This window comes from Synechococcus sp. MIT S1220 (genome assembly GCF_047303025.1).
Lineage (GTDB): Bacteria > Cyanobacteriota > Cyanobacteriia > PCC-6307 > Cyanobiaceae > Parasynechococcus.
This window is the reverse complement of record NZ_CP138939.1, coordinates 2,355,641-2,378,623: the sequence shown is the minus strand read 5'-3', so window position 1 is coordinate 2,378,623 and position 22,983 is coordinate 2,355,641. Positions and strand designations below refer to the sequence as shown.

27 protein-coding genes and 1 pseudogene are annotated in these 22,983 nt (G+C 46.5%); 13 read left to right on the top strand and 15 right to left on the bottom strand.

The features are described from left to right. Nucleotides 1-187: 187 nt before the first annotated feature. Nucleotides 188-790, bottom strand: coding sequence for a VOC family protein (locus tag SIB64_RS11895; protein ID WP_413440406.1), 603 nt, complete (start codon nucleotides 788-790; stop codon nucleotides 188-190). Nucleotides 791-1,259: 469 nt separating this feature from the next. On the opposite strand from SIB64_RS11895, the gene SIB64_RS11890 reads away from it, so the two are divergent. Continuing rightward, on the top strand, nucleotides 1,260-1,478 hold the full coding sequence (locus SIB64_RS11890; protein ID WP_413440405.1) for a hypothetical protein: 219 nt from the start codon (nucleotides 1,260-1,262) through the stop codon (nucleotides 1,476-1,478). Nucleotides 1,479-1,663: 185 nt separating this feature from the next. Here the strand turns inward: SIB64_RS11890 and SIB64_RS11885 are convergent, their stop codons facing one another. The 6 genes from SIB64_RS11885 to SIB64_RS11860 all read right to left on the bottom strand — a co-directional run bounded on the left by SIB64_RS11885 (nucleotide 1,664) and on the right by SIB64_RS11860 (nucleotide 6,610). Continuing rightward, nucleotides 1,664-1,921 (bottom strand): hypothetical protein, encoded by a 258-nt coding sequence (locus SIB64_RS11885; protein WP_413440404.1) that lies wholly within the window; start codon nucleotides 1,919-1,921, stop codon nucleotides 1,664-1,666. 226 nt (nucleotides 1,922-2,147) lie between these two features. Then, entirely contained in the window at nucleotides 2,148-2,606 is a 459-nt protein-coding gene (locus SIB64_RS11880) for a hypothetical protein (RefSeq protein WP_413440403.1), read from the bottom strand. Between the two features lie 452 nt (nucleotides 2,607-3,058). Continuing rightward, complete coding sequence (locus SIB64_RS11875) at nucleotides 3,059-3,523, bottom strand: ureidoglycolate lyase (protein ID WP_413440402.1); 465 nt, start codon at nucleotides 3,521-3,523, stop codon at nucleotides 3,059-3,061. Nucleotides 3,524-3,773: 250 nt separating this feature from the next. Next, nucleotides 3,774-3,923 (bottom strand): hypothetical protein, encoded by a 150-nt coding sequence (locus SIB64_RS11870; protein ID WP_413440401.1) that lies wholly within the window; start codon nucleotides 3,921-3,923, stop codon nucleotides 3,774-3,776. 261 nt (nucleotides 3,924-4,184) lie between these two features. Next, entirely contained in the window at nucleotides 4,185-5,246 is a 1,062-nt protein-coding gene (locus tag SIB64_RS11865; protein WP_413440400.1) for a WD40 repeat domain-containing protein, read from the bottom strand. Further along, nucleotides 5,234-6,610, bottom strand: a complete 1,377-nt coding sequence (locus SIB64_RS11860) for a CobW family GTP-binding protein (RefSeq protein WP_413443012.1) — start codon at nucleotides 6,608-6,610, stop codon at nucleotides 5,234-5,236. Before SIB64_RS11860 ends, SIB64_RS11865 begins: the two co-directional genes overlap by 13 nt. A gap of 125 nt (nucleotides 6,611-6,735) precedes the next feature. Here SIB64_RS11860 and SIB64_RS11855 point away from each other — a divergent pair, with 125 nt between their 5' ends. The 3 genes from SIB64_RS11855 to SIB64_RS11845 are packed head-to-tail and all read left to right on the top strand — an operon-like array spanning nucleotide 6,736 to nucleotide 9,382. After that, nucleotides 6,736-7,731, top strand: a complete 996-nt coding sequence (locus SIB64_RS11855) for a metal ABC transporter solute-binding protein, Zn/Mn family (RefSeq protein WP_413440399.1) — start codon at nucleotides 6,736-6,738, stop codon at nucleotides 7,729-7,731. Between the two features lie 6 nt (nucleotides 7,732-7,737). Further along, nucleotides 7,738-8,508 carry a metal ABC transporter ATP-binding protein gene (locus tag SIB64_RS11850; protein WP_413440398.1) on the top strand — a complete coding sequence of 257 codons (771 nt, stop codon included), beginning with the start codon at nucleotides 7,738-7,740 and terminating at the stop codon, nucleotides 8,506-8,508. Continuing rightward, nucleotides 8,501-9,382, top strand: a complete 882-nt coding sequence (locus SIB64_RS11845) for a metal ABC transporter permease (protein ID WP_413443011.1) — start codon at nucleotides 8,501-8,503, stop codon at nucleotides 9,380-9,382. The genes SIB64_RS11850 and SIB64_RS11845 overlap by 8 nt, the downstream gene beginning before the upstream one ends. Here SIB64_RS11845 and SIB64_RS11840 read toward each other — a convergent pair. After that, nucleotides 9,318-10,199: an alpha/beta fold hydrolase gene (locus tag SIB64_RS11840; RefSeq protein WP_413440397.1), complete on the bottom strand. Its 882-nt coding sequence runs from the start codon at nucleotides 10,197-10,199 to the stop codon at nucleotides 9,318-9,320. The two genes, SIB64_RS11845 and SIB64_RS11840, sit on opposite strands and share 65 nt — an antisense overlap. A gap of 417 nt (nucleotides 10,200-10,616) precedes the next feature. Here SIB64_RS11840 and SIB64_RS11835 point away from each other — a divergent pair, with 417 nt between their 5' ends. Together SIB64_RS11835 and SIB64_RS11830 are read left to right on the top strand one after the other, a co-directional pair. Then, a complete protein-coding gene (locus SIB64_RS11835) occupies nucleotides 10,617-10,859 on the top strand; it encodes a hypothetical protein (RefSeq protein ID WP_413440396.1) in 243 nt (80 codons plus the stop codon). 373 nt (nucleotides 10,860-11,232) lie between these two features. Then, nucleotides 11,233-11,469: a hypothetical protein gene (locus SIB64_RS11830; protein ID WP_413440395.1), complete on the top strand. Its 237-nt coding sequence runs from the start codon at nucleotides 11,233-11,235 to the stop codon at nucleotides 11,467-11,469. 34 nt (nucleotides 11,470-11,503) lie between these two features. On the opposite strand, the gene SIB64_RS11825 is transcribed toward SIB64_RS11830, so the two are convergent. The 4 genes from SIB64_RS11825 to SIB64_RS11810 form a co-directional block, all read right to left on the bottom strand. Continuing rightward, nucleotides 11,504-11,830: a hypothetical protein gene (locus SIB64_RS11825; protein ID WP_413440394.1), complete on the bottom strand. Its 327-nt coding sequence runs from the start codon at nucleotides 11,828-11,830 to the stop codon at nucleotides 11,504-11,506. A gap of 39 nt (nucleotides 11,831-11,869) precedes the next feature. Further along, nucleotides 11,870-12,064, bottom strand: coding sequence for a hypothetical protein (locus SIB64_RS11820; RefSeq protein WP_413440393.1), 195 nt, complete (start codon nucleotides 12,062-12,064; stop codon nucleotides 11,870-11,872). Between the two features lie 166 nt (nucleotides 12,065-12,230). Further along, a complete protein-coding gene (locus SIB64_RS11815) occupies nucleotides 12,231-12,647 on the bottom strand; it encodes a hypothetical protein (RefSeq protein ID WP_413440392.1) in 417 nt (138 codons plus the stop codon). A gap of 253 nt (nucleotides 12,648-12,900) precedes the next feature. Further along, nucleotides 12,901-13,155 (bottom strand): hypothetical protein, encoded by a 255-nt coding sequence (locus SIB64_RS11810; protein WP_413440391.1) that lies wholly within the window; start codon nucleotides 13,153-13,155, stop codon nucleotides 12,901-12,903. A 237-nt stretch (nucleotides 13,156-13,392) separates the two neighbouring features. Here SIB64_RS11810 and SIB64_RS11805 point away from each other — a divergent pair, with 237 nt between their 5' ends. The 3 genes from SIB64_RS11805 to SIB64_RS11795 all read left to right on the top strand — a co-directional run bounded on the left by SIB64_RS11805 (nucleotide 13,393) and on the right by SIB64_RS11795 (nucleotide 16,658). Next, the gene (locus SIB64_RS11805) at nucleotides 13,393-13,836 is read left to right on the top strand and encodes a hypothetical protein (protein ID WP_413440390.1); all 444 of its coding nucleotides are present in this window, start codon (nucleotides 13,393-13,395) and stop codon (nucleotides 13,834-13,836) included. Nucleotides 13,837-14,938: 1,102 nt separating this feature from the next. Next, a complete protein-coding gene (locus tag SIB64_RS11800) occupies nucleotides 14,939-15,967 on the top strand; it encodes a hypothetical protein (protein WP_413440389.1) in 1,029 nt (342 codons plus the stop codon). 454 nt (nucleotides 15,968-16,421) lie between these two features. Beyond that, nucleotides 16,422-16,658, top strand: a complete 237-nt coding sequence (locus tag SIB64_RS11795) for a hypothetical protein (RefSeq protein ID WP_413440388.1) — start codon at nucleotides 16,422-16,424, stop codon at nucleotides 16,656-16,658. On the opposite strand, the gene SIB64_RS11790 is transcribed toward SIB64_RS11795, so the two are convergent. Then, nucleotides 16,655-16,933 (bottom strand): DUF3764 family protein, encoded by a 279-nt coding sequence (locus tag SIB64_RS11790; protein ID WP_413440387.1) that lies wholly within the window; start codon nucleotides 16,931-16,933, stop codon nucleotides 16,655-16,657. The two genes, SIB64_RS11795 and SIB64_RS11790, sit on opposite strands and share 4 nt — an antisense overlap. A gap of 138 nt (nucleotides 16,934-17,071) precedes the next feature. Next, nucleotides 17,072-17,470 carry a hypothetical protein gene (locus SIB64_RS11785; RefSeq protein WP_413440386.1) on the bottom strand — a complete coding sequence of 133 codons (399 nt, stop codon included), beginning with the start codon at nucleotides 17,468-17,470 and terminating at the stop codon, nucleotides 17,072-17,074. Nucleotides 17,471-17,522: 52 nt separating this feature from the next. Between SIB64_RS11785 and SIB64_RS11780 the strand changes: the two genes are divergently transcribed. From SIB64_RS11780 to SIB64_RS11770, 3 genes and pseudogenes are all read left to right on the top strand, one after another. Further along, nucleotides 17,523-19,163, top strand: a complete 1,641-nt coding sequence (locus tag SIB64_RS11780) for an FAD-dependent oxidoreductase (protein ID WP_413440385.1) — start codon at nucleotides 17,523-17,525, stop codon at nucleotides 19,161-19,163. 102 nt (nucleotides 19,164-19,265) lie between these two features. Then, nucleotides 19,266-19,574 (top strand): annotated as a pseudogene (locus SIB64_RS11775) (DUF2939 domain-containing protein); the annotation flags it as partial. A 416-nt stretch (nucleotides 19,575-19,990) separates the two neighbouring features. Continuing rightward, nucleotides 19,991-20,653: an SDR family oxidoreductase gene (locus tag SIB64_RS11770; protein ID WP_413440384.1), complete on the top strand. Its 663-nt coding sequence runs from the start codon at nucleotides 19,991-19,993 to the stop codon at nucleotides 20,651-20,653. Between the two features lie 166 nt (nucleotides 20,654-20,819). Here SIB64_RS11770 and SIB64_RS11765 read toward each other — a convergent pair whose 3' ends face one another. Next, nucleotides 20,820-22,157, bottom strand: coding sequence for a hypothetical protein (locus SIB64_RS11765; RefSeq protein ID WP_413440383.1), 1,338 nt, complete (start codon nucleotides 22,155-22,157; stop codon nucleotides 20,820-20,822). Between the two features lie 54 nt (nucleotides 22,158-22,211). Here SIB64_RS11765 and SIB64_RS11760 point away from each other — a divergent pair, with 54 nt between their 5' ends. Next, nucleotides 22,212-22,628 carry a hypothetical protein gene (locus SIB64_RS11760; RefSeq protein ID WP_413440382.1) on the top strand — a complete coding sequence of 139 codons (417 nt, stop codon included), beginning with the start codon at nucleotides 22,212-22,214 and terminating at the stop codon, nucleotides 22,626-22,628. The last annotated feature ends 355 nt before the right edge of the window (nucleotides 22,629-22,983 follow it).

Genomic DNA, 22,983 nt, shown 5'->3' with positions numbered 1-22,983 from the left:
CATAGAGTATTAGCACAATTGGAACCGTAGCAATGCGATTTGTTGCTATTGATTTAGTGATTTAAATGCGCCTGTAAAGTTTGGAGTATTTAGAAATCGAATGCATTAATCTAAAGTTTGTGATTTAACTGTTGCTTTGGATATTGAGAATGAAGGAGAGGTTGTTCTGGAACATATTTTTGCGTTTCTAGTCTATGGAACTGCGGAATTGTTGTGCGGCAGCGGAGAAATTTGTGTCAGCATTGCATTTTCCTTTGGGGATTTGGTTGAACTCGATGCGTTCACCATTGGGACCAGACATAAAGAAGCAATTCCAACCACCAAGGGCTCCATCCGGACCGAGGTGATGCAAATCATCCTTATTGAGTGACACATATGGCATGTCTTTTGTCGCTTCGCATAGCTTTTTGAGGAACTCTTTGGCATTAATATCTTCAGCTAAGTTGAACGAAATATGCTTTCCAGCCACGCCCTGTTTGTTGGCATCCATGCATGGGTGAGCACTGTGGGTCTTGCCGGTCTCTTTGTTGTAATAGCGAAGCAATTCAATTGCAGAATTGCCGAATGAATAAAAGCAAACGTCTAATGCATCGCCAGAACCCAGTTGTGGTGCTGAATCAACCAGACCATTCAAGATCGTTGTCCACTCTTCTCCATCGATTCCCGTGATCTCTGCAATGAAAACTCCACCGAGAATCTCGCCATAAAATTTCTTTGATACATCCATATCATCTACATTTACACCGACATGCTGAATAGCATCTTTGGCGAGGTAGCTGCGCAGTGACATGTTCAACAGAGTGTTACGTGAAAGAACAGGGCTTTACCAATATCATCATCCCCAGTCTTAGGACGATGATCTTTGACCAAGATTAGTTGCCAACCCTACTTGTTTTATAGGGCTTCAACGTCATTCTGATTGTACAAATAGCTACAGACAAGTGCCTCGGTTCAACAGGCCTTGATGAATTGAACGTGTATTAATCAATCAGAGTGATCTCTGTGAATTGACAAAATTTTTTGGAACTCCAGCTTTGCATACAGTAAACCGTCTACTTGTTAAGCAATCGTGTGATGATCCGTTTTTGGGTCCCTCCTTGATTTTTTTATGGATTACCAGTTGTACACGTTGGTAGACCACTCCCATCATTCCCTTTGTCGTTATTGATGTGTTCCGATGCTAATTGCCCATCAGGTTGGTTCACAATGGTTGAATAGGCGTTGATCCATTGCTAAAACACATGAAATTCAGTTGTCCTATGATTCGTGCTGTTTCTGCCTCTCTTGCTGTCGCTGCCGTTATTACGGGTTGTAGTTTTGATGTGGATAGCATCAAACAAGAGGCTGAGAAGCTGCAAAAAGAAATTGATTCATCCATTTTGAAGGACTGTAAGGATGAAGAAGGCAAGCCCTTGCCGAAATGGATGTGCCGCAAAGATGAAAATCCTGATGATAGTAAAGGTCAATCCCTAAAATGAGAACCGAATCAGATTCAGATAAATATTGAATATGCACTAAAATAATATCAGAGTATGCAGTAGAATTTTATAATGCTTATGTTTTAAGTTTGAGTACTCATAATTATTTGATACTCATCGGGGTAATAGTTGAATTGTCACTCAATAATATTGTTTGAATTTTCTGCGGTTGATTTGATCTTTCCTCAACTCTCGGTTGTGGCGAGCTGATGAATTTTTACCATGGTGTTATCAAGTTCTGCAATATCAGTCAACCCATGGGCATCAAACCATGGTGCACTTGCCCAGTTGAAACCCTCACCAAATGTATTGTCAGGAGCAACGATGTACCAATGGCAACTTGCATCGGGGACGTCGACGGCACACCTCGACCAATCATCTTTCCATTGCGGTACCTGTACCCACATAACGGCTGCGAAAAAAATGGCGATGATCGATTTCATGATGATCGGAAGCGGGCGTCAATTATAACGAAAATTGCGACTACAGTATGGTCAAAATGGACTTTTAAATGTTGAAGCAATTAATGCGACCAATGATTGAACTCATCCTTTTATATTGATGCACTAAAGTTGTTATTGAATTATTGGATTAAAGTATTTGTAATTGCAGAATGTGAGCAAAAAGCTGTTCTTTAAATTATAATTATTTGATCTTTCATATGTTCTACTAGGCGTAGCAGAGATCTCCGTTACCAACGCCAGCAGCTGTTGACATGCTCCCTGAAGCGACTCCACTTAAACCATCCAGATAATTTGCGATTGCTTGGCAGTTACCTGTGGATAATGCATTGGATAAGATGTTGGCATACGTCGTGTCTTCATCAAAAATACTACGGAGATGTTTGGCACTCTTTTTAAAGCTTTTGTTGTTTTCTAGCTCGAATGAATGCGTAAAAGCAATTCCGTCGGAATCTCCAATGGAAAATCCATATGATGTTACACCGCCTTTTTTGTTGAAATCATATGAGCCAGTCACAATTGTTCCAGTTAAAGAGTCAAATCCTTCGAAATAGACAGAATTTTCGTCAAAATCTGATGAAAAATAAACTTCTCCTTGATTGCCGAGCAAATCTTTCTCTACAATTTTATTCGATTTCTTGATTTTTTTCTTGAGCTTTTTAGTCATTTGAATTCTTGTTTTAAGTACTATATGCTGTTTTCATATTTTCTGCAAGGCGTTTTGCTTTTTGCTTCAATATTGGTTTGAAGAATGCAACCGCTCATCACTTTTCTGGTGAGTGTCGTGTGGGTGGTTATAGGACGGTTATGCTGCTCGACAATTCACGCCCTTTCGGCGTTAATGAATCGAGAGTCTTTGTTTTTGCATGGTAACGATCCCTACTGTTATTTCTGTTTGTCGTTCGTTGTTGAGCCTCAAATCGATGAACCCCTACATTTGTAGGATGTATTTCAAGTTAAGCCAAGGCATGATGGTATTGTCAGATATTTAGCATTGGTATCTGACAAGCCACCATTATTTTATGGTGGTTGTGTTGAGTTTGCGAGGCGTTGGGGGGCTAGGTCAAACTAGCCTCTTTTTTTGGACGGCTATTGCGTATCGCATGTTTTCAACCACTTTCAATCTAATCTGAGTTTTATGGGAGTTGGTAAGGGATGCGAATTGTGGTCTGTGAGATTCGTATCACTTAACTCCAGGTTGAAGAACAATGCACTTGAAGCAAGAAAAAATGGACCCGCATGCCATGTTCCCTGGTGTAACTTCATGGCTTCACCCGCTTCAACCCTCACCAAAAGTGTTGTTGCTTCGCTGAGTTGCTCCCCAGCCAACCCAGGTTCAGCTACAACCATCCACCATGGTTGAGCATCGGCTGACCCCAAGCATTGCGTTGCTTTTTGATGACGGGTCATGCTTGACACTTTCGCTGGTCGTCGCCGAAGGCGCATGATGTAGTACCTCAAGTTTTCATCATCAAATTTGAGGATTGCGTCCTTATCACTCTGGGGGGTCATGTCTTCGATCGGCAGTATTGCAGTACCAAAACGTTCAAAACAACAGTCGCTTAGATTCACTGCCGAAAGCATAAATTTTGACATTCTCAGACGGCAAAGGTGGATTCACCAACACTAGAATTCTATCAAGGAGGAATGCGTTGTTCAGCAAACAGAAGAACAAACTTCTATGAACCATAGATATCGGTTGAAAAAATTATTTTTGATTGCATGATAATTTTGTGCAATGGCTATTCGCTAAAACAATGATAAGACTTCTTTTTGATGTTCCTGGTGTTCAATAGCTTGAGTTTGAAGCGTGTTGTGAAGCCTTCTGGATTTATTATTTGCCCTCAAGAACAAAGCCAAAGCTTGTAAATACCTCTTTGTTCTGATGCTTAATGACTCGACTGCCTTGATGATTCTCTAACTGAAAACCACTTTGATCCAGTTGGCGCATCAGGGCGGCTGCTTCTTCAAAGCGCTGTGCCATGGATGCAAGGCTTGGACAGTCTGCGGAAAGTGTGGATTCGTCCCAAGTGAATGAGGCCATGGCTTCCTGGAGAGGTGTACGGGTTTTGTTCGCTCTATCAATTATAGGTGATTCTTTTGGTTTTCTTTGGATTGCATGCGCAGCTTGACTGTTGGTGTATCGCTTACTACTTATTTGTCCTGATATTGTTCAAAGGGTTTTGATTTAACCTTCATTTTAAAATAATCTCGTCGTTATTATCCGCTGAGTTATTGATTGCGGTTAGGAGTTTTTTCCCTCTCTGATTTTAAAATCCCACACATTGATGCCCCCTTCTGCATCGATGGCTGCCAAGGCGCTGTCGTTCGGCTTCCAGCACACTTCACTGACGCGTTCACCCACGAACGCCCCTCCTAAAGGGTTCCCATCGCCGTTTTTATCTAGAAACCACACAAACACTGAGCCGTCTCTTGAACCTGAAGCAAGGACTAATCTTTGATTTGCAAAGGCAAGGCTTGAGATTGGCTCCGGATGAAGGACGAGTTGCCCGGGCAGTGACCCTTCAGGGCCCTTCCCCTGAAAATTCCAGACGATGATTTGATCACTTCCACCGGTTGCCAAAAATCGGCCGCTTTGATCAAAGGCAAGTTGACTTGGCTTGCCTGGATAGCCTGTCATTTCAGCATCCATTCCTGTTGTCCGCCGCCAGAAATGAACAGAGTTGTCCTGACTTCCACAAGCGACAATGTCACCATCGGGGCTTAGCACCATGGAAACAAGTGATCCTTGCCATTCAAGTTTCTGATCTTCTTGCTGTTCGGTGAGGTTGAAAAATGTGACCCGGCCATAACAGGCCGATGCCAGCTCATCAGGCTTCGACCAAGAGATTGCGCTAACGGTGCTTGGATGCGCATCTGTTTTCCATTGTTCTATGCCATCGCTGCTGTAAAGGTGAACGTGTCGTCCAGAAGCGACTGCCAGCGTTTGTCCATTGTCCGACCAGGCAAGATGTTCTACCCAGCTCTTGCCGGGTTGAATTTGGTGGAGTACATCCCCGGTTGTTGCATCCCACACCACGACAGATCCATCTTGTCCGGATGTTGCGACTCGATCTCCCTCTGGGTGAATCGCTAAGGCGAGCAACCCTCCTTGATGGACCTCTTTCTTGGTCCAAATTAAGTTGCCCGAATCAGCATTGAATGCATAAAGTCCCCCAGCAACGTCTCCAACGAGAAGTGTTTTGCCTTTCTCCCCCCATCCACAGGTGAGGGCATAGTCATCTGCTTGTGCGCTCCAACCCTCATGAAGCATGCCCTGAGGGGCAAAGGCTTTCATATCAGGCATTGATCGAAGTCCTTGCGTATTTGATCTTCATCGAGATTACGGCCGATAAATACAAGCTGGTTGCGCCGTGGTTCATCCCCCCACTCTTGACCAGGTTGGGCAGTGAACAGCATATGCACCCCTTGGAAAACGATTCGTCTGGATTCATTTGGGTAGCTGATAAAACCTTTGGTTCGAAAGATATCCACTCCCTTCTCGGCTAGGAGTTGCCCGATCCATTGATTCAGTTTGTCTGGATCCACGTTGCCAACGCGTTCAATTACCATTGAACCCACTTCATCATCATGCTCATGCTCTGCTACCCAAACGCGTTCTTTGATGGGCTTGATCGGGGTAAAGGTTTGTTCTGCTGTGGGTGATGTCGTTACAGAGGAGGTTTCTTTGATGATCTTCAAATCGAATTCTTCGGCAGTATGTTGTGCATAAAAACCAATAGTTGTGTTTGCTTTTGAATTAAAGTGAAATGTTTTGGAACCACTTGATTCAAGTTGAAGATTCAGATGCTGGTTCATCGGAATCGAATCACCAGGATTGATAGCCGTGGCAGGAAGTGCATACATTCGAACGCATTGTTCCGCACTCTCCTTTAAGGACTCTTCATCCTCTTTCTGTTCAGGTATGCCTATGAGTGACATTTCTGGATCAGGGCCCTCCTCCAGAATCATCTGATAATGTCCCTCATCTAATTGATAAACACCTGTCCACTCAAACGGATATTCAGGTTCGAGAAATGTAGGACGCCGTTCTAATACTTGATCTAAGTCGAATGCGCTCAGATTTAGGACGCTTTCTACCGATACATCAGCTTGTGTACTTCGCACAACCTGCGCCATTGAATTCATATCGCGTAACCTGGATTCCAATTTGACCAACGAATCCTCTTTGACTAAATCTGATTTATTCAGAATCAGTACATCGGCAAATGCAACTTGTTCCGAACTCTCTTGGCTGCGTTCGAGCTGTTGATCAATATGGGCGGCATCAATAAGTGTCACGATGCCATCCAGGGTGAACTCTTCTCGAATCTCCTCATCCATAAAAAATGTTTGAGCAACAGGACCCGGGTCCGCCAGTCCAGTCGTTTCAACAAGGACATAGTCGAACTTGTCTCTTCGCTTCATTAGATTGCCCAAGACTCTTATTAAATCACCTCTGACTGTGCAACATATACATCCATTGGACATCTCAAATACCTCCTCATCTGCGTTGATCACGAGCCCTTGATCAATGCCAACTTCTCCATATTCATTTTCGATTACCGCGATTCGCTTTCCATGTTCTTCGCTTAAAATTTTATTTAACAGCGTAGTTTTTCCGGATCCAAGATAACCCGTCAGAATTGTAACTGGTACTTTTTGATACATCGTTGGATCACATACTTCTGAAGCCAGCATAATGACACTGGCGTGCACCTGTGAGAATGATTACCATTCTTACAGATGCTGTTAAGCATCTTTTCGATTTTACTTTCTCTGGCTTTCGTCGCTGAATGGCTTCTTTGTTTTCTCGGTTAAGTGCGGTTTCAATCCTTTTAAGCATTGTCGCATGCGGGACGCCTACCACCACCGAAGATGTTGCTTCCAAAGATGAGGGGTTGAAGGTCGTAACGACGTTTCTTCCAATTACATTGTTTACTGAAGCTGTTGCTGGAGAATGTGCAGAGGTCACTTCCTTGATTCCACCGAGTCTGGGTCCTCATGACTTTCAGGCTTCACCCTCAGACTTAGCTGCTTTAAGCCAGGCGTCGGTTCTTGTTCAGAACGGATTGGGTATCGAGGAGTTCTTGGAAGATCTGGTGTCTTCTGCTGGAAATCAGAATCTTGTTGTGATTGATTCTAGTCAGGGTGTGGCCACGATTAAGGCGGCTGGGGGAGGTCATGAAGATCATGAAGATCATGCTGAGGCCCATGATGATCAGACTGTCGCTGCTGGCGATAGTGGTGGGCACTCACATGGTCATGGCGAGTTTGACCCGCACATCTGGTTGGATCCTCTGCGCGCTGTTCAACAGGTTGAAAACATCAGAGATGGTTTAGTTGCAGCTGATCCAGCCTGTGCAGATGGGTACAAGAAAAATGCTGAATCCTTTACGGCAAAGCTGGAGGATTTGAATACCGAACTGACAGTCTTGTTGAAGCCCTATAAGGGAAAGACCTTTGTTGCATTTCACGATTTTGCAACATATTTTGCCAATCGTTATTCACTGAAGGCTGAATTTTTGGTTGATCTCCCCGAAATGAACCCAAGTCCTGCTGACCTCCAGCGTGTGAGTGCGCAGGTTAAATCTTCAGGCCTCAAGGCTCTACTCACCGAACCGCAAGAGGGGAACCGATCTTTCAACGCGTTGGCGAAAGACCTGGGGGTGAATATCGTTGAATTCAACCCATTGGAGACTGGCTCTGAAGATTCGTCAAAGCTTCCAGACACTTACCTTGATGTAATGCGCTCCAACGTCAACAACCTTGTCAAGGCCATCGGGAACTGACCTTTGATGCAGAGCCCAGTTCTTGTCGTGAGCGACCTCTCGGTCGAACGTTCAGGTCGTCTTGCTGTCGAGAAGGTCTCGTTTGAACTTGCGAGTGAAAGCGAGACCGCTGTCGTCGGTCCAAACGGTGCTGGCAAAAGCACCTTGGTTGCTGCCTTGCTAGGTCTGCTGCCAAGGTCTGCTGGTGATGTTGAGATCCTTGGCCGTTCCCTGGCTTCCAACGGCCACCTTCCGGGTTTTATCAGATCAAAGATTGCTTATGTGCCCCAGAGTTTGTCTCTGCAGGGCCGTTTCCCACTGACGGTTGCAGAGTTTGTCGGTTTTGGCTTTGATCCCCCTGGCCCCCGTTGGCCCTGGCGCCAGACGATGCAACGGCTTGAAGCGGTTGAGACCGCCCTTGATCGCACTGGATGTCTTGATCTCCAACATCGTTTGCTCAGTGAATTATCCGGGGGCCAACTGAAACGTGTGATGCTGTCGTTCTGTGTTGTGCGGCCTCGCCAACTTTTGGTGCTTGATGAGGCACAGGCAGGGCTTGATGTGCCATCAAACGAACGATTTCAGCAACTACTGCTTGAGTTGCGTCGTGAAGAAGGATGGACTGTTTTGCATGTTTCCCACGATCTGGACATGGTGCGTCGCAGCAGTGACCAGGTTCTCTGCTTAAACAGGCGCCTCTGCTGTAGCGGCACACCGGACAACACACTCACTCCGGAACGGCTAACTGAGCTGTATGGGTCCAACGTCGTTCCCTATCGACACCAGTGCCATGGTTGATGCCGGTTCCTTGCAGTTGATTCTCGCTGAATCGTTTATGCAGCGTGCGTTGCTGGGTGGGTTATTGACGGGAGCGCTGGGTGGAGTGCTCGGCAGCATTGCCGTTTTGCGGCAGTTGTCGTTCTTCAGTGATGCTCTTGGTCACTCAGCTTTGTTGGGCATCACCATCGGAATCTTGATTGGTGTCAATCCAACGCTGATTCTCATTCCGTTTGCGGTGGTTTTTGCCATTCTTGTCAACCAACTCGTTGAACGTAGTTCACTCCCAACAGATGCCCTTCTGAATATCGTTTATTCGAGTTCCCTGGCGGCTGCGATTCTTGCCCTGAGCCTTGTAAAACACTATCGCGGTGGTATTCGTCGGCTGCTTTTTGGAGACATCCTTGGCGTCAGCAATCTTGATCTTGTTGTTATTGGCGTTCTGCTCACAGCTGCCGTGATCTATGTCGGCGTTAGTTTGCGTGCTCAGGTTCTTCTTACGTTGAACGAACAACTTGCTGGTGCTGTTGGTGTACGCACTGGCTGGCACCGGCTTGCTTTCATTGTGTTGTTGGCCGTGGTGGTTGCTGTTTCCATTAAGGCAGTCGGCGTTTTGTTGATCAGTGCTTTCGTGGTCATTCCGGCCTGTGCCGGTCGTTTGCTGTGCCGTCGTTTTCCCTATTACATCTCTGCTTCCGCTGCCTTGGGGGGAAGTTGCGCACTCCTCGGTTTGCTTGTTTCCGGACTAACCAATCTTCCATCGGGTCCATCTGTGGTGATGGTTCAGTTTTTGGGGTTTGTGATGGCGCTGATTTTGAGTTCGAGTTTGCTCAGTGGGAGATCAAGGCAGCCAGCTCGGCCCCGAATTCCTGGTGCAGGCCCAATCGACCTTTGATCACAGAGACTCGATCGGCTTTGCTGGCCAGTTCTCGCATCTCCCCCTTTGATCGTGGCGGCGCCTGTTCAGCCAAAACAACATGCAGCGGACAGTGCAATTTTTCAGCCTTGTCCAACCACCAGTCGCTGTGCGTGGCAGGGTCAAATCCTCCACTGACAAATGACACGCTGGCGAAGCGTGCACCCTTCCTGCGACTCAGACGTTGTTGTTCTCGAATCTGTGCCGGGCTGAGCATTTCCGGGTTGACCCACACGTGTCGGCGCAGCATCAGCTTCAGAACGGCACGGCTGGTGTTCAGTCTGTAGAGAAGCGAACCGATCACCGGCAGTGACACCAGCTTCCGCAGCCAATGGAATCGTTCTGGATTCCAGCCTGTCATTGTTGGCAATGGTCCACGCCAGGTTGGCGCCACAAGCACCAGTTGTTTCCACTGCTCTGAGCGCTCTTCCGCGAGGCCCAGTGCAATGGATGCACTGTGACCAGCCGCCATCACATTGATTTGGGTTGTTCCGTTACTTACCAGATAATCCAGAACAGCATTCAATGCGATGCTAAGTGTTGAAGCGTCATAGTTAATTGCAGGGCGATCGCTTTCACCAAAGCCTGGCCAATCGAAGCTCCACAACTGAGCCTTTCGGTCAATATTGTCGGCCAATGTGTCCCATTCACTTTGGCTTGAAACGGTGCTTAAAGCAGGGAGAAGTAGCCAGATCTCATTCGGTTCCGATCCCCGTCTTTCAAGGGCAAGTCGCACCTTTTTACCGGCCAGGCTGATCTCGAGCTCTTCGGCCACCGACTGGGATTGTACTGTCATCACAATGTTGAAGTTGTCGGTGTACTTGTTGCGTTGATGTCGTTTTGTTTGTGTGGGTGTGGAGTCACTCTTTTGGGACTTTTTGTGTTTGTCTACAAGTGTATCTGTAGCTGTTTTTCATGGCCTATCGCGATTTCATTGTTATGGTTGAGTGGTCAAGCACCTGGCTTGCAATGTTTGTCTTTGAGGTCGATCGATCCGATTAAATTATGATACTTAATGCGCGGCGTGCCAACATTGAAATGATCGCTGAGCCCATGACTGTTGATCTCATTGTTAGTGATTGTTCTTGCCTTGGTAAGGATTGCCGTCTTTGGTTTGTTCTTGTGTGGTGTTAGCAGCTGATGCCTCCCCGGGTGTTGATTCGGCATTAGCCTATGAAGCAGGCAATACTCCAATCCTTTGAACATTAAGACTGTGCGTGTTTCACTTGATGGGTCTTTGCGCACCGATACTTGCCAGCTGTCGAAGCGGGGATCAGGGATTCTCTGCGATGAACATGGTTGTGAGCTTGATCCTGGGGAGCAAGGTTTGATGGAGGCTCTGGGCAAGCAACTTGGATTTGCTTACATCGACTGCAAGGATGGCTTGGGAGAGTGCGCCGAGCTCACCACCCAGAATCATGACAAATCAGAGATGGATCGAGAGCAACATGGTTGATCTGATCGTTATTTTCAGACAAGTTGGGAAATAAGGTTTCAATATTTAGACAGGTTTTTTTAAGTAATCGTCTTAATCAATTTTCAATCTAGCCTGTCATGGATTGATTCAACCAAATACCTGTTGCTTTCTAGTTGCCTCTTTGTGCTTCTCCACTGTCTGAATGAATGAATTGTTCTTCGGCTTTTTGATTTTTAATATTTTTCGATCCTAGAAGCTGCGTAAGAGGTGGCTATGGGTGATTGGGTGGTAAGCAATAAATAACCTTTTTAACCACCTATAAATCCTGACAAATGACCTATGACATATTCAACTGGTTCAGCTCTTCGGCTATATAATTGTGTTTAGCGGATAAGAGAACGTGAGAAGACCCATGAATTTCGTTTTGCTGTTGAGCGTCCTTCTGTTGACGAGCTGTAAAGCACTCAACCCCAACGCTTATGCGGATCAATCCGCAGCCATGAATGCATGTCAGGAGAAGGGGCAGGACATGCCGGTGAAAAGATGGACGTGTCAATACGACAGCACGAAGGGGAGTTATTACGAACTACTGGTCCCACCAAAAAGCTCTGGCTTGGGATTGGAACCACATCAACGCTTTTGGTTCTAATCACGCCGTGACAAGGATAACTTGCAGGCATCAACTAGTGAAGAGGTTTAATTGGACAATTCGGATATCTTTTTAAAGCAAATTTTATTCCGGCAATCGCCCAAGTGCTCTCGGTCCCAAAACCTCTGCTAATTACCTCCCAGTTTCTAATTATATCCTCTGCTGCAATCATGCCATCTCGATAAAATTCACAAAGCGTAAGTACCGCCATTCCTGAACCAACGTAATCAGCAACTCCTTGACATATTTCACTAATCTCTTTTTTTGCTGCACAAGCACTTTGTAATTCCTCCCATGTCTCATATGCCTGAACTGGTGCTGCTGAAAGGAGCAGAGTACAGATGATTGGAAGAAGTTTCATGGGACTAGCCTGAAAGAACTGTGATGTTGAAGGCATCAACTAGGGAATAGGTTTGAGTGGACAATTTGGATATTCTTCCAATACAATTTTTATCCCTTCATTCCACATAACCTTTTCATACTCTTGTTCTGTTCCATTCCCAAGTCTTTTCTCTGTCTCTGCAAATACCTTTGGTGTTATTTCACCGGCTTCCCTTAGCATACAAAGCACTGCAAACCCTGTGATCGAAGACATATACATTCCTGTTCCATAACATGCATCCAATACTTTTTCTGAAGCTTCGCAGGTTTGTTTTATCTACTCAGGTGTCGGAGAGGCTTGAGCTGGTGCTGCTAAAAGAAGCAGTGCACCGATGAGTGGAAATAGTTTCATAGGGTTTTCTGTTTACAGCTGATGCCTGCTACATCTCCATGCCATTGTAGATACCAGCTTCTGGAAAGATAGATTTGTGTGTAGCGCAGAAGTCAGCTGCGAATTGATCCGTTTGCTTAGTAAGCTCATTAGAGTCTTTAAGAAGCTGGTCATTGGTAGCCTCAGGCACAATCCACCCACCGATAGTTGCTACAGTTTTGCAATCAATAATACTAAGCGAAGGCATACGCAGATCCCATCTAACAGCACTACCTGAATAGATAAAAGCAACTGCAAATTCAGACCCATTTCCCAGAAACTTGTAAGAGGCAAATTGTTTTTTATCCTCCCACTGGAATGCACCTCGGTGCCAAGTTTGAGTTACATCTTGTTTCGACAATTGTGCATTCATAGGAATGGCAAGGGCTGAAAGAACTAGTGCACCGATGAGTGGAATGAGTTTCATAGGTCTAGCCTGAAAGAACTGATGATGCTGAAGAGTAGAGCACCCAAGAGCATTGATAGTTTCATTTGCTCGCCTCATAGGCAGAAGCATCCGATGCTTCACAACTTCCACTGAGAGTGCCCCCGTATTCCAGATTGCGGTCTCTATCCTTTTGGAACAATGTGCCAACAACTTCACCTGGAGGGTCGTATTGAAGATGTGTAATGTCTTCACTAAATGTGCTTCCCATTGTATTCACTGCTTTCCACGCAGCTCATCCAGGCCAATTTAAATCCGTATCAAACTGATTTGCAATCTCAGGTTCTGGTGAAACAAACACTATTTTCTTATTGATATCTAATTTGTAAAAGATTACAGCGTCTTGCCCCCATTCTTTGACCTGCTTGATGAGGTTCCAATCAAACACAGTACTTTTAATGGTTGCCTTGCACTTAACGTATACAAAGTCATCAGCAATGACAGGTGACGCTGAGAGGAGCAGTGCTCCGATGTGTCGAATGAGTTTCATAGGACTAGCGTGAAAGAACTGATGATGAAAACTAGGGAATAGGTTTAATGGGGCAATTCGGATAACTATCTGGCAGCTCTTTAACTGCTCGATTCCAAGCCATCTTTTCAATTTCTTCTGTCATCGATCCCGCAAGATCTCTTAGTGCCTCAGTAAACGTCTTTTGGGTTATGTCACCGACTTCCCTTTGACGACAAAGGATCAAAAGACTCTAAAGCGAAGCAAAATAAACAGCCGATGCAAAACATGCTTCCATTGTTTTTTCTGATGCTTCACAAGGTTTCACTATTTCTTCAAATGTTTCAAAAGCCTGAACTGGTGCCGCTGAAAGAAGGAGAGCACCAAAGAGTGGAAAGAGCTTCAAAATTAACTACTTCAGTAACTCTGTCCATCCTAATCCCTTTCTATGCCTTAGTGGCCTACGCCAGCGCTCGAACTCAATCGCATCTACCACTCAATCCATGGAAAAGATGGTTCTTGGTCTACGCATACGCATATTCTGCTGGTGCTTTTGCGCAATTATGTGACCTATATCTGAACGAAGAAATTTCAATGGACAATCTCCATGTAGCCCAGAAGGGCTACATGGAGGACAAAGTAGGATTTGTATCCAAGAAGCAAGCAATCGACGCTGTTCTGGCTGAAGAAGTTTTTAAGGACTGTCCCTTGCTGCGTTATTGATTGAGCGGCTGGCCATTCCTTTCATCTACTATCTACGTGCCTTAAGTTCTAGTGAGTTCGTGAAAGCCTTCGTCTCATATGAACCTAACAAGTGCTATGGAAAATCTTTAGTTATATGCGGAGACCCCCTTTCTGTGTCAGCATCTGTCAGAAGTTAGGGCTTTCCCGAACTTAAGTTGCGATGACGCTTGGCTGGCAATAAAAATACTACTGCTGGTGTTTTCCCGAAGTAAAAAAACCTATAGAACCCTAAATGTGCTGTGAGATTTTTTAGACATTAAACCCCCTCTGTTCCTCTGGGGTGGCTCAAACAAAAAAATAAACTAGTGGAGGGATTAATTGTAGACAACTTATTGTCACTTGCTTGTGACGTGAGCGCAAGTCATCAGCAAGAAACTTCAGCGTAACTTTTATTCAGCAAAAGTTTTACAGCAAAAGTTTTCTGCAGTTCCTTTTTGTTTGATAGCTTTCGCTTTGAAGCGAGGCAAGTATGATTGCAAGAATGGCTTGACGTCGAGGGCTAATAACTTAGGACTTTGCTAGAAAGGACAAGCTGATTACTCACATTGAATTCGGATAAGGTTGCAATAGCTTTAACTCTTGGAATTGCCGCAGTCGAACTAGTAATCCTTTTAAGCAAAGGAATAGATATAGGCAGTGATTGGCTCTTTTATCTTCTCTATGCTATACTTTGTTATGTATTATTCCAAGGATTGCGACCCATAGCTGATGTAATCACTGGGAAGGCGACAGCGGCAGTGAGCACTGCTGGGCTCGTATTGGTAATAACTCAATGGAATATATTCGAAATAACAAATACGATAAAACTGGATTCACAGCATTCATGAACTGCTCCACTCGCCACCTTAAAGCGACTGTCATAATTCACAATCGAGCAGGAACCATCGAATAGTCGCAAACTGCATCTCTTGCCTTTTGGGCCACAACAATGTTATCTTTATAAAACAACAATTATAAATGGGGTTCAAAGAAGTGATGTTGCCTAGCCAATGGTCGATTCTAGATTTTTCGACTGAGGACATAAATGTAGGCAACCGAGAATGGTCACCGATCATTCAAGCAACTGTTTCCGAATGATTTTATGTTTTGGATTCATGCTGGACCACACAAAACAGCTAGCAGCTATATCCAAGACATCCTTCAAGTTAATAGACAACACCTACAGCAAAGAGGTGTTTTTGTTGCCAAAAAGTCGGACGCGAAAACGTTTGCTCGTCACTTCAATAATGGAGAGATAGACGCCATTCAACAGTTAAAGTTTATTCGTAAAAAGGGAAATAAATGCAAATTACTGAGTTCTGAATGGCTACACCCAACAATCCTAAACAGTGGAAGCATCTCAAAGCTGGAACTTCTTTCCAACAAAATAAATTCGAAAATAGGTCTTATCTTTTTCATAAGAGATCAAGCAAGCTGGATCAATTCAATGTATTGCCATACCATTAGACGTTTGTATCACCGAAGAGACTTCGCAGAATTTGCGAAGTCTTGGTGCGTACAAAAAAACTACTGGACACTTGATTGGTGTACGAAATTCGAGAATCTCAATACCAGTGGAATTGATCATAAATATATTGTGATGAGCAGCATTAAAAGTAGTGATCCAGTTGAGGATCTCATGCAGGCAATCGGTTTCAACTATCCACAAAACGAATGGCAAACGAAAACAATCAATAGCGTCAACATACAACCCGGAACAAGAGGTATTTGGCTATCAAAGATCTGCAAGGAAATTTGTGACAGCTTGGATGTAAATACTGAGGAATTAAAGAATAGGGGACAAGAAATAAGGGATATTGCAATCAAAAAACGTTGGCATTTAGAAAAATTTTATGGATTCAATCAGGATCTCTACAACGAAATAACAGCAAATTTTGATCAAAGCAATAGGACGTTTGCCGACAACCACCTGAACAATGAGTGGCGGCATTTCTTTCCACACAAATCAGTTGTCAAGAGTGTTTACCATTACCCCAAAGATGAATATGAACTGATCGAGCTTGAGAAGAGTCTGTTGGGGGCATTAGAGCGTATGAACTTCCCAAGATCAAAATTAAAAGAAGCCTCAAGCTTATTTCAGGACTATGCAACTAGAGAGCAACCTAGCTGATCGTAAATGCCATTAAAATACTGAAGAAGATTTGGCTTAGAACAGCAACAGTGTCGTTATACTGACAAGGTTTTCAATTAATTGATGATAGAAAGCGAGAGAAAAATAAGACCAATACAGATGATGACGACATAGCACAATCAAAACCGCACAATCAAAACCCCGTCTTGCGACGGGGCAGACATGATGAAATAAGCTGCTGAAAGAATCAGTTGTTCGTCAGGCCAAGGTGTTCGTTAGACAAGGTGTTGGAAGAACTTATCAACGAGATAAAAGAGTGATGGTTGGAGTTCCAATCAGACTTGGGTGTAAAACAACCATTTACTATCTCTTCTTACTATTAAGGATTAGAGCGCTCTCTCCCGTTCACTCTTTGGATGATGACTCTCTTGGAAGCATCAGCGATATTAGATTTGTCCAAAGGTTTCACCCATGACCTTTTTGCTGATTGTTTATGGATGCCATCGCGATCAGTGGGGTGGATATCAGCGGTATTGCGGCTCTGAAGGATCTTCATCGGAAACGGAAGGAACGCCGCATCCACCTGGTTTGGGTTTGTCGAAAGAGTGAGATCGTCGACAGTCTGAAACCGATGGGACTTTTCAGCGAGCGTGCGAAGAAGGTGACCTATCCCAGCTTGAGACAGGCTGTGAAACCTTCAAGGCTCGCTGATTCAAGGACAGGCCTCTAAGCCAGCCAGCGGGTGATCACAGTGCCGTCGTACACATGACCGGAGGCTTCCACGACAGGTTTGGTTTCTGGGTTCATAAAGACGTCGTACAGGACATTTTCCGGTCCCTGGAACATGACCGTTGCCCTCTTTGGGTTGTCCTTGCAAACTCCGATGTAGAAGGTTTTGACCCCCATCTCCGTAAACATAGCTTGCTGTTCAGGTGCATTCATATGTGCTTGATACTCTTCAAAGGTGTTGCTGAGTGTGAAGTCCAGAACAGTGGTTTCAGTCATGGCCAGAGGGCGTTCAGCTCGAGTACAACACAACAAACCGTTTGATGCTGCTGTCCAAGGCACAGCTGGGTTCCTGGGCCAACAACTCCACCACTTTGGGTTGATGGCGGCGGGCACTACATTTGTCGAGGTTTTATATCAGGGCAAGATCGCGTGCCAAAACTCGGTGAGATCAAGCTCAAGCAGATCCAACAACTCAATACTGCTGATAGTCCACTTCTCATTCGAAAGCACAAAGAAGTCCTCAACCTGATGATGCGTACCTTTCAACTGGATACGTATGGGTTGACCTGGGCTCAGTTCTTTAAAGGAGTCGTTCTGGGCGGTGCTGTTGTTTGGCTTCTGATGCGTTGAATCATCTCTCAATCGGCAGGAAAATCTTTCAATCGGTGTTGAAGCGTTTTGAAGATTTCCATGAAAGGTTTCATTGAATTGGCCCATTCCATCGCCAGCAAGTTTTTTGCCCTCGTCATTGTTCACTAAAAAACGTTGTTGTTCGTGTTCCAATCCATTGAAGAAGCCCTCGCAGCTGCTCACCAGTCGCGGCCCTGGCTTGAATCCCTAGGTTGAACTCCTGCAGGACCCACCCATGACCGAGGCGGATGTTCGGGGATCAGAGCCATCCCATGTTGTTGTCATCGGTGCTGGCTGGGCAGGCTGGGGCGCGGCCAAGGCGCTTTGTCAGGCCGGGGTTCGTGTCACCCTCATCGATGGGATGGCAGATCCAACCGGACGTGAATCGCTTGAAACGGCAAGCGGCAAGCCGTTCGAGGCTGGAACACGGGGATTCTGGAAGGACTATCCCAACATCAATCAACTCACCACTGAGCTGGGTTTGGGGACCATCTTCACGGAGTTCACCACCAGTGCGTTTTGGTCGCCAGATGGTCTGGAAGCAACAGCACCTGTTTTTGGTGATGCGCCCATTCTGCCGAGCCCGTTGGGCCAGGCTTTTGCAACCCTCAACCATTTTCAACGACTTCCTGTTCAGGATCGGCTCAGCATCGCGGGACTTCTCTACGCCATGCTCGATCTGAATCGCAGCGAAGACACTTACCGAAAGTACGATTCGATTAGTGCGCTAACGCTGTTTAAAAAGATTGGAATCACTGATCGGATGATCACTGATTTCCTGAGACCGATTCTTCTCGTTGGTCTGTTTAAACCGCCGGAGGAGTTGTCAGCCGCCGTAACAATGGAGCTTCTTTATTACTACGCACTGGCTCATCAGGATTCTTTTGATGTTCGTTGGATTAAATCCAAAAGTATTGCTGAGCATATCTTCGCTCCTCTGCACCGGCAGTTGTCTGAAAAGCACCAACTTGAAGTGATCGCCGGGACTCTCGCTACTCGGTTGCATGTATCGCCGGAGACCCGCGCGATTCACTCGATCGAGACGCGCAACTTGAAGTCAGGGAACAGCGGTGTGCTTGAGACGGTCGATGCTGTGGTGCTTGCGGTGGGCGCCAAAGGGATGGGTGCCCTGATGTCGCAATCACCAGTATGTAGCGAACTGGCTTCGGAGCTTGTGCGTGCGGGATCGCTCGGTTCCATCGATGTGGTGTCGATCCGTTTGTGGTTGGATCGGTTTGTGTCGGTGTCAGATCCCGCCAATGTGTTGTCGAGGTTTGACTGTTTGAAAGGTGCCGGAGCCACCTTTTTTATGCTGGATCAATTGCAGCGTGATTCCCAACAGGCCCTCTGGGGCAGGGATTCAGCGCAAGGGTCCGTGATTGCCAGCGATTTTTATAACGCCTCAGCGATTGTTGAATTAACTGATCAGGAGATCGTTGATTGCCTGATGCAGGACCTGTTACCCAACACTCAACCCACCTTCCGCACTGCTCGCGTTGTCGATCAGGAGGTCCGGCGTTATCCGAGCTCGGTGTCACTGTTTTCCCCTGGAAGTTTCAGCAAGCGGCCACCGCTAGAAACTGCGCTGGATGCGGTGGTCTGTGCCGGTGACTGGGTGCGTATGGGTGAGAAGGAACATGGCGCCAAAGGGCTCTGTCAGGAGCGGGCTTATGTGAGCGGCCTGGAAGCGGGGAACTCACTGCTCAGGCGCGGAATTGTGAAAGGTCGCACGTTATCCGCCAACCAACAGCATCCGGTGATTCCCATCCGCGCCGATGAACCTCAAGTGGTGCTCGGCCGTGCCCTCAACAAGTTGGTGATGGATCCTCTTGATGCCCTGGGGCTTCAGTGGCCCTGGCTTAGAAGCGCTTTTTGATCACAGCGGAAATGCGGGCGGGGCTGGAGTTCTTTCCATGTTCAGATCGATGCGCTGCGATGAGACGGTTATTGGTATGCAAGCCTGTAATTAGCAGTTAATTCAATTCGCGAAGCGATTGAAACCAAAGGTGGTGAGCGGTTGAATCAATATATTGATTACCCCAGGCTTCGTGAGGATCTGAAAGCTTATGGGGTGTTCAGTCTGGCTCAAGCAGCTGCTCCAGAGTCCGAGGAAGATGGCGATGATGGCATGGCTGCACTTGGTACCACTATTGCAATTCTAATTGCAAATACATTGCTCGACTCGTATTTGACCTGCAATGTGGTTGCGGGTTTGATTGATTCCACTGGCGAGAAAGATGTGCCACAAAAAAGATGTCGTCGAATTATTGCGTTTCAGGACATATAAGGTGAAATCATCAAGAGTAGGCAACAGATTGATGGTAAAATAAATCAGGTTGCCGATGTTAAAATGGAATAGTAGGGTGTGAACAATTATTTGGTTTCTGGTCGATTCGAGCCTGGCATCAAACTTGGATTTGAAATGTCGAGGCAGGGGATTGGAAATTGGAAGATCGCTGGTTTGATTCTCCCTGCTTATCAACATTTGCAGGCATTGGCCCCCCAGTCTGATTCACCTTTCGATGCTAGGTAATCATGTCTTGCGCAACTGATAGTCTTAAGTCGTCATGCTGTTGGCTGAATGAGGAGAAGGCACATTGCTCAGCTCCAATAGTCTCTCTAATTGATCTGTTTTTCTGCGTGATTTACAACTGGCAACTTTTGACTAACCTTTGAGTGGACACATGGATAAGGACACAAGAGATGTCTGTTTTTTTGGTCACAGGCGCAAACCGTGGAATTGGTCTTGAATATTGCCGCCAACTGAAGTCTCGCGGGGACACTGTTATAGCAGTTTGCCGTGAAACCAGCGCCGATTTGGGGGAGTTGGATGTACGGATTGAGCAGGTTCCTGATCTGAGTCAGCAGGAGTCAATTGCCGATCTGATTGGCCGCCTTAATGGCCTTGAAATCAATACAGCAATACTCAATGCAGGTATTAACCATGTTATGGATTTGAACAATCTTGATCCTTCAAGTATTCGTCAGCAATTTGATGTGAATGCCTTGGCACCTCTCCTTCTTGCGAGTGCATTGATTCCTTCCATGTCTGCAGGCGGTAAGCTCGTGTTTATGAGCAGCCGTATGGGCTCAATTCAAGACAATACCTCGGGTGGTGAATATGGTTATCGGATGTCGAAGGCGGCGCTTAATAGTGCTGTCAAATCTTTGTCAATTGACCTGAAGGATCAAGGCATTTCAGTTGGTGTTTTACACCCAGGGATGGTTCAAACGCGTATGAATTTGAACTCAGATGGCATCCCTCCACAAGAGGCTGTTTCCAATCTCTTGGATAGAATTGGTCAATTATCTCTGGAAACGACTGGTTCGTTTTGGCATGCTGAAGGGAAGGTTTTGCCGTGGTGATTGGTTAATTCCAACAATTAGATGTACTGTCATTATTGGCAGGCTTTAGCTTGGTTGGCCTTGATCATTAGTCAACCACCTTTTAACTCAAGCTAAATCTTCCAACGGCTGAATCGATCCGGCCGGTTTTGCTTGCCGGATCGATTTTTTGCACTGTTGGTCTTTGTTAAATGATATGGATCGATTCAGCTGCGAATCCATTTGGGTTGTCGAGGATGGCGACCAGGCCTTTCCCATTCCCAAAACCAGGAATTGAACCATTGTCGTTGACCATCAACATCGACATGGGCTTGTGTTTCTGATCCCAGATGACAAGATCAACATCCGTGCGGCTGATTTGTTTTAACTCCCGCCGATTGTCGACTCTGGCGATCTCGATATCTGTTTGGCCATCGAACAGCTCTGCAGACAGCTCGATGACATCTCCCTGCTCTCCCCTGAAATCGAGGATTCTGTCTGCATGGCGTTTGCCAAACCGCTTGTGAGCTTCCAGGCTGAAGACATCACGCCCACGGGTTTCGTTGAAATGCCCGTTCTCAGCTGAGCTGTGGTGCCGGGTGATCTGATCCTTTAGGCGTTCCGGACCAGTGACGATCTCCAGGGGCCGACTTGAACCCCCAGCTCGGCTGAAAAGGGTAAGGTCGTCGATAGAGAAAATGTCGCGATCTCCGGCACGATCGCCGTTGCCATCGTATTCCTCCCTGAGCACGAATCGTCCGACATCCTCTTCCTGTTCACACACATGGAATGCAATGTATTCAATGGCTGCATCGCTGGAGGAGACCCCTGCTCCGTGGGTTAATTCGCTGGTGATTAGATTGTCGTTAACGTCATAAACGTCGAGATAAACATCGCGTTTGTCCTCACGGCCCATCAGGTAGAAACCAAAGCCATAAACGGGGTTTTCCCAGGCCGTGCCACTGAAGTCTGTCCCTGAGAAGCGCACTTCCAGGCTTCCTTCGGCTGATTCACTTGGGGCAACCTCGAGAAATTGGTTGTAGGCCTCACCACTCACTGAATCGAATCCTTGGGTGGTGTTGATGCCTCGATCGATATTGCTTCCCGACTGTTCGCGGGCGAGACCTGGCTCGTCGGGGCCACCAACGTTTCCAATTTCGCTGAGGCTGAAATCAACTTTGAAATCACTTCCCACATCCAAGAAGCGAACGGTTCCTTCTGCGTTGGCATCTGGGTTGTGAACACCGCTGAAACTGCCGACCACTCCCGTGGTGCGTCCATTGGCTCCAATCGCATAGGGACTCATTGATGCGTAAGGAGACACCGAACCTGTCATGGGCTGATATGTCGCACTTGGATCCGCTGCATCCACATCGAACCAGCCATTGTTCATTTCGAAGTTGATCAGCTGCTCTTTGAAGCCACCGGAGGAGCGAAGCTGCGTGGTGAAGAACTTTTCAAGGTTGTAAGCGTTCTGATAATCAGTGGTTCTGATCGATGCCACCGGAGTCGTTCTTGAGATGTCGTCGGTTCGGCTCAGGAGCATGAACGTGCTGCCTTCAGGGCAGCATTCGCCATAGTCTTCGCCTTCGGTGTCGCCATGGCCAGCGTGATCCGGGCCGTGATTGTCGTGGTGGCCAGCATGGAGATGAGGACGCTCCTCCCTCAATCCGTGGCCGAGGTGTTCTGGGCGATGCGGTTTTGGTTGCCCCCGTCCCTTTTCGTGGTCGTGGTGTCCTCCATCGACAGGTCCGAAGGAGAACCGATCCGGGCGTTGCGAAGTCGTTGGTCCTTGATCAACAACACTCGCGTGATGACCATGCTCGTGCGGGTGTCTCTGGCCATGTGGGTGTCTGTGCTCGTGTGGTTGAGGCTGTCCCTGGTGCAGGGGGCGGGCGATCTGATCTTCCAAGGGACGTTGCATGATCTGTGGATGGACGAGGCCATAGCGGTCTTTGCATCCACTGTTTCCGCGATGGCGAGGGCAAGAGTTGATCTGCCCCACACCCCCCTGTGACCTTGGTCAACTCTCTTGTCGACGACTGCCCCGATTCATCCGTCTGCCCACGCTGATTGCCCTAACGTCTACTGAAAAGTTTTCATTTCTTTCCATAATTTCGTTGCTTCTCATGCTTGCCGTACCACTGTTTTTGGTTGAAGCGATTGCGTCTTGGACTGACGCTGATCTTTTGTACTTATGACTATCATTGCGAACTTGACCTTGGCGACTCTTCCAAATCACAATGGCGGATGTGGATGGGTTTAAAGCCTTGATTGATGTCCTAAGAGTGGTCACATCATCTAAGAATGGACGTTCCCTTTTTTCGTAACTTTGCTGCTGGGCCATTGAGCATTTAGGGGTAGTTTCATCG

Excerpts from the sequence above, each read along its gene's own strand:
- SIB64_RS11895 (WP_413440406.1), bottom strand. The coding sequence starts at position 790 with ATGTCACTGCGCAGCTACCTCGCCAAAGATGCTATTCAGCATGTCGGT.
- SIB64_RS11890 (WP_413440405.1), top strand. The coding sequence starts at position 1,260 with ATGATTCGTGCTGTTTCTGCCTCTCTTGCTGTCGCTGCCGTTATTACG.
- SIB64_RS11885 (WP_413440404.1), bottom strand. The coding sequence starts at position 1,921 with ATGAAATCGATCATCGCCATTTTTTTCGCAGCCGTTATGTGGGTACAG.
- SIB64_RS11880 (WP_413440403.1), bottom strand. The coding sequence starts at position 2,606 with ATGACTAAAAAGCTCAAGAAAAAAATCAAGAAATCGAATAAAATTGTA.
- SIB64_RS11875 (WP_413440402.1), bottom strand. The coding sequence starts at position 3,523 with ATGCTTTCGGCAGTGAATCTAAGCGACTGTTGTTTTGAACGTTTTGGT.
- SIB64_RS11870 (WP_413440401.1), bottom strand. The coding sequence starts at position 3,923 with ATGGCACAGCGCTTTGAAGAAGCAGCCGCCCTGATGCGCCAACTGGAT.
- SIB64_RS11865 (WP_413440400.1), bottom strand. The coding sequence starts at position 5,246 with ATGCCTGATATGAAAGCCTTTGCCCCTCAGGGCATGCTTCATGAGGGT.
- SIB64_RS11860 (WP_413443012.1), bottom strand. The coding sequence starts at position 6,610 with ATGTATCAAAAAGTACCAGTTACAATTCTGACGGGTTATCTTGGATCC.
- SIB64_RS11855 (WP_413440399.1), top strand. The coding sequence starts at position 6,736 with ATGGCTTCTTTGTTTTCTCGGTTAAGTGCGGTTTCAATCCTTTTAAGC.
- SIB64_RS11850 (WP_413440398.1), top strand. The coding sequence starts at position 7,738 with ATGCAGAGCCCAGTTCTTGTCGTGAGCGACCTCTCGGTCGAACGTTCA.
- SIB64_RS11845 (WP_413443011.1), top strand. The coding sequence starts at position 8,501 with ATGGTTGATGCCGGTTCCTTGCAGTTGATTCTCGCTGAATCGTTTATG.
- SIB64_RS11840 (WP_413440397.1), bottom strand. The coding sequence starts at position 10,199 with ATGACAGTACAATCCCAGTCGGTGGCCGAAGAGCTCGAGATCAGCCTG.
- SIB64_RS11830 (WP_413440395.1), top strand. The coding sequence starts at position 11,233 with ATGAATTTCGTTTTGCTGTTGAGCGTCCTTCTGTTGACGAGCTGTAAA.
- SIB64_RS11825 (WP_413440394.1), bottom strand. The coding sequence starts at position 11,830 with ATGAAACTTCTTCCAATCATCTGTACTCTGCTCCTTTCAGCAGCACCA.
- SIB64_RS11820 (WP_413440393.1), bottom strand. The coding sequence starts at position 12,064 with ATGTCTTCGATCACAGGGTTTGCAGTGCTTTGTATGCTAAGGGAAGCC.
- SIB64_RS11815 (WP_413440392.1), bottom strand. The coding sequence starts at position 12,647 with ATGAAACTCATTCCACTCATCGGTGCACTAGTTCTTTCAGCCCTTGCC.
- SIB64_RS11810 (WP_413440391.1), bottom strand. The coding sequence starts at position 13,155 with ATGAAACTCATTCGACACATCGGAGCACTGCTCCTCTCAGCGTCACCT.
- SIB64_RS11805 (WP_413440390.1), top strand. The coding sequence starts at position 13,393 with ATGCAAAACATGCTTCCATTGTTTTTTCTGATGCTTCACAAGGTTTCA.
- SIB64_RS11800 (WP_413440389.1), top strand. The coding sequence starts at position 14,939 with ATGTTTTGGATTCATGCTGGACCACACAAAACAGCTAGCAGCTATATC.
- SIB64_RS11795 (WP_413440388.1), top strand. The coding sequence starts at position 16,422 with ATGGATGCCATCGCGATCAGTGGGGTGGATATCAGCGGTATTGCGGCT.
- SIB64_RS11790 (WP_413440387.1), bottom strand. The coding sequence starts at position 16,933 with ATGACTGAAACCACTGTTCTGGACTTCACACTCAGCAACACCTTTGAA.
- SIB64_RS11780 (WP_413440385.1), top strand. The coding sequence starts at position 17,523 with ATGACCGAGGCGGATGTTCGGGGATCAGAGCCATCCCATGTTGTTGTC.
- SIB64_RS11770 (WP_413440384.1), top strand. The coding sequence starts at position 19,991 with ATGTCTGTTTTTTTGGTCACAGGCGCAAACCGTGGAATTGGTCTTGAA.
- SIB64_RS11765 (WP_413440383.1), bottom strand. The coding sequence starts at position 22,157 with ATGCTCCTGAGCCGAACCGACGACATCTCAAGAACGACTCCGGTGGCA.
- SIB64_RS11760 (WP_413440382.1), top strand. The coding sequence starts at position 22,212 with ATGGCCAGCGTGATCCGGGCCGTGATTGTCGTGGTGGCCAGCATGGAG.